5 protein-coding genes are annotated in these 6,029 nt (G+C 72.1%); all 5 read right to left on the bottom strand.

The genetic code is table 11. From position 1 onward, the window contains the following. Nucleotides 1-405: 405 nt before the first annotated feature. The 5 genes from ACTIDRAF_RS0210645 to ACTIDRAF_RS0210625 are packed head-to-tail and all read right to left on the bottom strand — an operon-like array spanning nt 406 to nt 5,826. Nucleotides 406-1,185 (bottom strand): enoyl-CoA hydratase, encoded by a 780-nt coding sequence (locus ACTIDRAF_RS0210645; RefSeq protein ID WP_016698722.1) that lies wholly within the window; start codon nt 1,183-1,185, stop codon nt 406-408. Next, nucleotides 1,182-2,138, bottom strand: a complete 957-nt coding sequence (gene mmsB, locus ACTIDRAF_RS28240) for a 3-hydroxyisobutyrate dehydrogenase (protein ID WP_039786771.1) — start codon at nt 2,136-2,138, stop codon at nt 1,182-1,184. Before mmsB ends, ACTIDRAF_RS0210645 begins: the two co-directional genes overlap by 4 nt. Further along, a complete protein-coding gene (locus tag ACTIDRAF_RS0210635; RefSeq protein ID WP_016698720.1) occupies nt 2,135-3,178 on the bottom strand; it encodes an enoyl-CoA hydratase/isomerase family protein in 1,044 nt (347 codons plus the stop codon). The genes mmsB and ACTIDRAF_RS0210635 overlap by 4 nt, the downstream gene beginning before the upstream one ends. Beyond that, on the bottom strand, nt 3,178-4,317 hold the full coding sequence (locus tag ACTIDRAF_RS35290; protein ID WP_016698719.1) for an acyl-CoA dehydrogenase family protein: 1,140 nt from the start codon (nt 4,315-4,317) through the stop codon (nt 3,178-3,180). The genes ACTIDRAF_RS0210635 and ACTIDRAF_RS35290 overlap by 1 nt, the downstream gene beginning before the upstream one ends. 9 nt (nt 4,318-4,326) lie before the next feature. After that, on the bottom strand, nt 4,327-5,826 hold the full coding sequence (locus ACTIDRAF_RS0210625) for a CoA-acylating methylmalonate-semialdehyde dehydrogenase (protein ID WP_016698718.1): 1,500 nt from the start codon (nt 5,824-5,826) through the stop codon (nt 4,327-4,329). Nucleotides 5,827-6,029 lie beyond the last annotated feature (203 nt).

Genomic DNA, 6,029 nt, shown 5'->3' with positions numbered 1-6,029 from the left:
AGCGTGGGAGGTACGGCCTCCAACATCACCGGGGCGGTCCACCTCGCCGAGGTTTTCCAGGGGAACAGCCCCGCGTGCGCGGGGAGGACCTTGTTCGTGGATCGCCGATACAAAGGCGTCGAGGAACAGCCCCGCGTGCGCGGGGAGGACACTTCTTGACCTGCGGGTTTACCGCGACCCTGCCCGGTTTTCCTTCACTTTTCCTCGCATCCCCACCTCGTCAACTCGCAGGGGATCCGCACGGCGGCCTGCGGCCAGCTCCCCGTGAGGCGGGGTCGGCGTTCGCTCCCTCCCGGAGGAGCCTAGCGAACACCTCACCCGGGTTCCCCTGTTCGCCTGCGATGCCTCGAGGGCAACGGCGACGGGCAGCCCCCGGCGGCCAGCTCGGCGGCCGCCTTCCCTCCGTCAGCGGTGGCGGAACTGGGGGGCGCGCTTCTCGGCGAAGGCGGCCATGCCCTCCTTCTGGTCCTCGGTGGCGAAAGTGGAGTGGAAGACGCGGCGTTCGAAGAGCAGGCCCTCGGTGAGGCCGGTCTCGAAGGCCTGGTTGACGACCTCCTTGGCCATCGCGACCGCCGGGGCGGAGAAGCCGGCGATGCGGGTGGCGGCGGACAGCGCCTCCTCCCGCAGGGTGGCGGCGGGGACCACGCGGGACACCAGTCCGGAACGGTCGGCCTCCTCGGCGTCCATCGTCCGCCCGGTGAGGCACAGGTCCATGGCCTTCGCCTTCCCCACGGCGCGGGTGAGGCGTTGGGAGCCGCCCATGCCGGGGATGACGCCGAGGGTGATCTCGGGTTGGCCGAACTTGGCGTTGTCGGCGGCGATGAGCAGGTCGCACATCATGGCGAGTTCGCAACCGCCGCCGAGGGCGTAGCCGGCGACGGCGGCGATCAGGGGGGTGCGGACGTCGGCGAGGGCGGTCCATCCGGCGAGCCAGTCCTGGGCGTGGACCTCGCTGAAGGTGAGGTCGCGCATCTCCTTGATGTCGGCGCCGGCGGCGAAGACGGTGTCCGAGCCGGTGATGACGATCGCGCCGACGTCGGGGTCGGCGTCCAGCCTGGCGGTGAGTGCGGTGATCTCCCGCATGGTCTGGAGGTTGAGCGCGTTCTTCGCCTTCGGGCGGTTCAGGGTGATGAGGGCGACGCGGTCGGCTGGCCGTTCCAGGGTGATGGTGTGCAGGTCGTTCACGGGGTTCCGTCCTGGTTGCGGGTGTCGTCGACGACGGGTTCGGCAGTGGCGGGTTCGGTGGGCGTGCCGGGGTCGAGGGATCCGTCGCGGATGGCGGTGATGATGGCGGAGAAGTCCCGCGTCGGCCCGTCCTGGGCCACGAAGGCCGCGTAGAGTTCCGCGGCCCGCCGGCCGAGGGCGGTGGCGGTGCCGGTCTGTTCGGCGGCGGCCATGGCGAGGCCGAGGTCCTTGAGCATGAGTCCGCTGGCGAAGCCGCCCGCGTAGTCGCGGTTCGCCGGGCTCTTGGGCACCGGTCCGGGGACTGGGCAGTTGGTGGTGAGTGCCCAGCACTGGCCGGAGGCGGTGGAGGCGACGTCGAAGAGCGCCTGGTTGGTCAGTCCCAGCTTCTCGCCGAGGGCGAAGGCCTCGCTGACGGCGATCATGGAGGCGCCGAGGATGAGGTTGTTGCAGACCTTCGCGGCCTGGCCGGCGCCGGATGCTCCGCAGTGGATGGCCCGGGCCCCCATCATCCGCAGGTAGGGTTCGGCCGCCGTGAACGCGGCCTCCTCACCGCCGACCATGAAGGTGAGGGTGGCGGCCTCCGCACCCACGACTCCGCCGGAGACGGGGGCGTCGACGGCGGGGTGGCCGGCGACGAGGGCGAGTTCGGCGGCGGCGCGGGCGTCGGCGACGTCGATGGTGGAGCAGTCGAGGAACAGCGCCCCGGGGGCGGCAAGGGGCAGCACCTGCTGGTAGCAGTCCAGGACGTGGCGGCCGCCGGGCAGCATGGTGATGACGACGTCGGCGTCGGCGACGGCGGCCCCCGGTTCCTCCACGGTGGGCACGCCGGCGGCGAACACGCGGTCCCGTGCCATCGGCACCGGGTCGTAGCCGACGACCCGCTGGCCGGCCCTGGCGAGGTTGACGGCCATCGGGCCGCCCATGTTTCCGAGTCCGAGGAACGCGACGCTCATCGGGACCACACTCCTTCCAGCCTGGCTTCGTCGGAGTCGTCTGCGGTGAGGTAGGCGGTCACGGTGGCCTCGTCGACCTCGGCGAGGGTGGCCGGTGACCAGCGCGGGGAGCGGTCCTTGTCGATGATCTGGGCGCGGACGCCCTCGACGAGGTCGGCGGAGCGCAGGGCCGCTCGGGAGGTCCGGTACTCCTGGCGGAGCACGGCCTCCAGGTCGGGCAGGGTGGCGGCCGACCGGAGTGCGCGCAGGGTGACCGCGAGGGCCGTCGGGGACTTGGTGTCGATGGTGGCGGCGGCCTCGGCGGCGGGCCCGCCGTGGTCGCGGAGCCGCTGGAGGATGTCGCTGACGGTCGCGGCGGCGTAGCAGTGGTCGATCCACTCGGCGTTCGCGGCGAGTTCGCTGGCGGGGGCGGGTGTGGCGTGGGCGCGGACGGCCTCGTCGGCGGGTGCCTCGGTGAGTGCCCCGATGAGGTCGTCGAGGCGGTCGCTGGGCACGTGGACGTCGGCGAGCCCGCAGTGGAGGGCGTCGGCGGCGCCGACGGGGGCTCCGGTGAGGGCGAGGTGGGTGCCGAGTTGTCCGGGGGCGCGGGAGAGCAGGTAGGTGCCGCCGACGTCGGGGATGAAGCCGATGCCGACCTCGGGCATGCCGACGCGGGAGCGTTCGGTGACGACGCGGTGGCGGCCGTGGGCGGAGATGCCGACGCCGCCGCCCATGACGACGCCGTCCATCAGGGCCACGTAGGGCTTGGGGTAACGGGCGATGCGGGCGTTGAGCCGGTACTCGTCGGCCCAGAAGTCGAGGGAGGCGGTGCCGCCGGCGCGGGCGTCGTCGTGGATGGAGCGGATGTCGCCGCCGGCGCACAGCCCCCGGTCCCCGGCTCCGTCGACGAGGACGGTGCGCACGGTGTCGTCGTGTTCCCACTCGTCGAGCGCGGCGTGGAGGGTGCGGACCATGTCGTGGGTGAGGGCGTTGAGGGCCTTCGGCCGGTTGAGGGTGAGCCGGCCGAGGTGGCCTCGTACGGTGCGCAGCACGTCGGTCATCAGGCGGCCTCCCGCAGCATCCAGCGGGAGACGATGACCCGCATGATCTCGTTGGTGCCCTCCAGGATCTGGTGGACCCGCAGGTCCCGCACGAGTTTCTCCATGCCGTACTCGGTGAGGTAGCCGTAGCCGCCGTGGAGTTGGAGGGCCTGGTTGGCGATGTCGAACCCGGCGTCGGTGCAGAAGCGCTTGGCCATCGCGCACAGCGGGGTGGCGTCGGGTTCGCCGTGGTCGAGGGCGTCGGCGGCCCGCCACAGCAGGGTGCGGGCGGCTTCCAGTTCGGTGCGCATGTCGGCCAGGCGGAACTGGAGCGCCTGGGCGTCGGCGAGCCGGCCGCCGAACGCGGAGCGTTCGGTGAGGTGGCGGACGGCCCTGGTGAGGGCGGCCTCGGCTCCGCCGAGGGAGCAGGCGGCGATGTTGAGACGGCCGCCGTCGAGGGCGGACATGGCGATGCGGAACCCGCCTCCCTCGCCGCCGAGCAGGGCGTCGGCGGGCACGCGGGCTCCGTCGAGGATGACCTGTCGGGTGGGTTGGGCGTTCCAGCCCATCTTGACCTCGTTGGGGCCGAAGGTCAGGCCGGGGGTGTCGGTTTCGAGGAGGAACGCGGAGATCCCGGCGGCGCCGGGCCCTCCGGTCCTGGCGAGGACGACGTAGACGCCGGAGGTGCCGGCGCCGGAGATGAACTGCTTGACTCCGTCGAGGACCCAGTGGTCGCCGTCGCGGCGGGCTCGGGTGGTGAGCGCGGCGGCGTCGGAGCCGGCGTCGGGTTCGGTGAGGCAGTAGCTGCCGAGGGTGTCCATGCGGCAGAGGGCGGGCAGGTGGCGGTGTCGCTGCTGGTCGGTGCCGTACTGGTCGATCATGCGGGCGACCATGTTGTGGATGGAGACGTAGCCGGCGATGGAGGGGCAGCCGGTGGCCAGTGCCTCGAAGATGAGGACGGCGTCGGTGCGGGTGAGGTCGGAGCCGCCGACGTCCTCCCGGACGCAGACGCCGCCGAGGCCGAGCTGGGCGGCGGTGCGGAGCACGTCGACGGGGAAGTGCTTGGTCTGGTCCCAGTGGACGGCGTGGGGTTCGAGGTGTTCGGTGGCGAAGTCGGCGACCGTCTCGCGGAGTGCGCGTTGTTCGTCGGTGAGTGGCATCGTCGGTCCTCAGTGCATGGTGGGGATGACGAAGGAGGCGCCTTCCTTGGCTCCGGAGGGCCAGCGGGAGGTGACGGTCTTGGTGCGGGTGTAGAAGCGGATGGAGTCGGGGCCGTGCTGGTTGAGGTCGCCGAATCCGGAGCGTTTCCACCCGCCGAAGGTGTGGTAGGCGATGGGCACCGGGATGGGGACGTTGACGCCGACCATGCCGGTGTTGACGCGGGAGGTGAAGTCGCGGGCGGTGTCGCCGTCGCGGGTGAAGATGGCGACGCCGTTGCCGTACTGGTGTTCGCTGGGCAGTCGGAGTGCGTCCTCGTAGTCGGCGGCGCGGACGACGGAGAGGACGGGGCCGAAGATCTCCTCCTGGTGGATGCGCATCTCGGGTCGCACGTGGTCGAAGAGGCAGCCACCGAGGTAGAAGCCGTTCTCGTGGCCGGGGACGGTGACGTCGCGGCCGTCGACGACGAGGGTGGCGCCTTCGCGGACTCCCAGGTCGACGTAGTCGCGGACGCGGGTGACGGCCTCGGCGGTGACGAGGGGGCCGAAGTCGGCGGTGTCGTCGAGGGCGGGGCCGACGCGGAGGGCGCGAACCCGGTCGGCGAGGCGTTCGACGAGGGCGTCGGCGGTGTTCTGACCGACGGGGACGGCGACGGAGACGGCCATGCACCGCTCGCCGGCCGAACCGTAGCCGGCGCCGACGAGGGCGTCGACGGCCTGGTCGAGGTCGGCGTCGGGCATGACCACGAGGTGGTTCTTGGCTCCGCCGAAGCACTGGGCTCGTTTGCCGTGGGCGGCGGCGGTGGCGTAGACGTACTCGGCGATGGCGGAGGAGCCGACGAAGCCGACGGCCTGGACGGTGGGGTGGGTGAGCAGGGCGTCGACGGCTTCCTTGTCGCCGTTGACGACGTTGAACACGCCGGGCGGCAGGCCGGCCTCGATGAGGAGTTCGGCCAGGCGCAGGGGCACGGACGGGTCGCGTTCGGAGGGTTTGAGCACGAAGGCGTTGCCGCAGGCGATGGCGGGGGCGGCCTTCCACAGCGGGATCATGGCCGGGAAGTTGAACGGGGTGATGCCGGCGACGACGCCGAGGGGTTGGCGCATCGAGTAGACGTCGATGCCGGTCCCGGCGCTTTCGGTGTATTCGCCCTTGAGCAGGTGGGGGATGCCGACGGCGAACTCGACGACCTCGAGGCCCCGTTGGATGTCGCCGTGGGAGTCGGCGAGGGTCTTGCCGTGTTCGGTGGAGAGCAGGCGGGCGAGGTCGTCCTGTTCGGCGCGGACGAGTTCGAGGAACCGCATCAGGACGCGGGCGCGGCGCTGCGGGTTCCAGCGGGCCCATTCCCGTTGCGCCTCGGCCGCGTCGGCGACGGTGGCGGCGACCTCGTCGGCGCTGGCCAGGGGGACGCGGGCACGGACGGCGCCGGTGCTGGGGTCGTACACGTCGGCGAAGCGACCGGAGGTGCCGGGGACGGTTTCTCCGGACCGGAAGTGGCGCAGCTCTGCGGTCACGACGGGTCACCTCTTCTTCCTGGGAGCGGGCTGGCGAAGGGGTGACGGGGCGTGGGGTCTGGCTCCCGCCACCGGGGACTGGGTGGGGTTGCGGGGCCTGGCTACCGGCGGGGTGGCGGTGGGGTGGTCCGGTGGTCCTGCCGACGAGGGGTTCTCATGTGGTGGCTTCCCTCCTCGTGGACGAGCGGCGGCGGGGGGCGGGG

Origin of the sequence: Actinoalloteichus spitiensis RMV-1378 (assembly GCF_000239155.1) — a bacterium.
Lineage (GTDB): Bacteria > Actinomycetota > Actinomycetes > Mycobacteriales > Pseudonocardiaceae > Actinoalloteichus_B > Actinoalloteichus_B spitiensis.
This window is presented reverse-complemented; position numbering and strand designations above follow the sequence as displayed.